Origin of the sequence: Streptomyces sp. PA03-6a, from assembly GCF_033792765.1 — a bacterium.
Classification (GTDB): Bacteria; Actinomycetota; Actinomycetes; order Streptomycetales; family Streptomycetaceae; genus Actinacidiphila.
In genome coordinates, this window is sequence record NZ_JARAVK010000511.1 from 1 (window position 1) to 2,277 (window position 2,277).

A 2,277-nucleotide genomic window follows, 5' to 3' on the forward strand; every position below is an offset into this window, starting at 1 on the left:
TTCGTGCGACACGAGGCTGCTTGAGCTGAGTGAACTCACCGAGAGGAGGTTCCGTTGAGGAAGGTGTAGTTCCGGGCCAGTGTTCAGGGCCTGTCCCCGCTCCGGCGTGCGTTCCTGGTAACGGGAGGGTGTGAAGCCCGGGGGAAAAGCCCAAGGGCTCCTGTTCCATCCGGGAGTTACAGGCAAGGGGAATGAGTGGACGGGTGAATGCGAATAAACCCTTGGCTATGCCTCGTAACTTCGACCCCCGCCGATGGGATGTTCCAGCGGGGTACAGGACTGGTCGCTGAGAAGCGGCAGGCGCCGGCTGGAGAGAAGCAGTCAGCCGGGAGAACACCGCCGTCCCGGGGTAGAGAGGGCACCCACCCCGCTCGCATCTCGCTCATGCAGAACGTGGAAACCCCGCAGGGGTCCCGTTGCCATCACGCAACGGGTAGGCCGACCGCAAGGAAAGCTCAAATCCCCGGCGGGAACAGGATGACCCAAGAAGCGAACGCCGGTAGCCGAAAGGAAACAGGAAACCGGGGCACAACAGCTGGTCACTCCGCCAGCAGTCCCGCATAACTGGCCGGACAGGGTCCAGGTGACCCGGCCCGAAAGGGTGCTGACGTGGGTCAGGTGAGCCTGCTGAGAGGACGATGACAAGGACGATGGAACTGAAGGGCACGTTAGACGCCACGCCGCCGAGGGGCGACGGGGTGAACGGACCGGAAGACGAACTACTCGACTGGCATGCGATCGACTGGGATGCCGCCGAGGGGAACGTACGTCGTCTACGCCAGCGCATCTTCGCGGCGTCGCAGGCAGGGGACCTGAAGAGGGTCCGCAACTTGCAGAAACTGATGCTCCGCAGCCGCAGTAACACGCTGGTCAGCGTGCGACGGGTGACGGAGATCAACGCTGGCCGCCGGACGGCGGGCATCGACGGCAGAGTCGTGCTCACGAACCCGGGAAAGGCCGAATTGGCCAGCTGGGTTCAGCACAGCTCAGCTCCGTGGAATCCCAAGCCCGCCCGACGGGTCTACATTCCGAAGAGTAACGGAAAGCGGCGCCCCCTCGGGATTCCCGTCATCATTGACAGAGTCCTGCAAGCCAAGGCAGTCAATGCGCTGGAGCCCGAATGGGAAGCCCGGTTCGAGTCGAAGTCCTATGGGTTCAGACCGGGCAGGGGATGTCAGGATGCGATCCAGGCGATATTCGCGGTCGCGCACGGGAAGACCCCGAAGCGGAAGTGGGTACTGGACGCGGACTTGGCAGCGGCATTCGACCGCATCGATCACGTTCATCTCATTGAGATGCTGGGAACCTTTCCTGCAACTGGAATGGTCACCCGATGGCTGAAAGCCGGAGTCATCGAGAAGGAGTTTTTCACCGCCACCGAGGAAGGAACACCTCAAGGCGGCGTGATCAGTCCCCTCCTGCTCAACATTGCTCTCCATGGAATGGAAGAGGCTGCCGGAGTCCGTTATTTCACCGGCGGATCACACGCCGGTGAAACAAGGCCGGGCTCGCCGGTGCTGATCAGATATGCTGACGACCTTCTTGTCTTCGCTCACTCCAGAGTCGAGGCCGAGCAGATCCAGGCGCAACTGGCCACCTGGTTGAAACCCAGAGGTCTGGTCTTTAACGAGGACAAGACGAGCATCGTCCACCTCAACGAGGGCTGTGATTTCCTGGGCTTCAACATCCGCCGTTACCGCGGCGGGACGGTGCTGCTGATCAAACCCAGCACGGCAGCCGTGCGACGCATCCGGAAACGGCTGGCCGCCGAAGTCAAGGCCCTGCGAGGGGCCAACGCCGAAGCGGTGATCCACAAGCTCAACCCGATCATCCGGGGATGGGCGGCCTATTACCGGAGCGCGGTGTCCAGCCGCATCTTCCATGCCCTGGATGCCTACGTGTGGAAGCTCATCTACAAGTGGGCAACCCACACACACCCGAACAAGCCGAAGCACTGGGTCATCGCCCGCTACTTCGGCATGTTCAACAAGGCCCGGCGAGACCGGTGGGTCTTCGGCGACCGCGACAGTGGCCGCTACCTCGCCAAGTTCTCCTGGACCAAGATCGTCCGGCACCAGATGGTCAAGGGCACGTCGTCCGTCGACGACCCAGCCCTTGCCGACTACTGGGCCGAACGACGTCGCAAACACAAGCCAGCACCTGCATACGCCCGCGAGCCATCAGGGCTTGCTTGAGCCGTGTGCTCGGACAACGGGCCCGCACGGTTCTGAGGGGGGACCGCCGCAGCAATGTGGCGGTCCTACCCGACCAGGCCGC

General features: G+C 62.7%; 1 protein-coding gene. It reads left to right on the top strand.

All coding sequences use genetic code 11. The features are described from left to right. The first annotated feature begins 650 nt into the window (after positions 1–650). A complete protein-coding gene (gene ltrA / locus PV350_RS46160) occupies positions 651–2,195 on the top strand; it encodes a group II intron reverse transcriptase/maturase (protein ID WP_500339256.1) in 1,545 nt (514 codons plus the stop codon). Positions 2,196–2,277: the final 82 nt, after the last annotated feature.

Bases quoted from the DNA above. Each gene is read 5' to 3' on its own strand.
- ltrA (WP_500339256.1), top strand. From the start codon at position 651: ATGGAACTGAAGGGCACGTTAGACGCCACGCCGCCGAGGGGCGACGGG.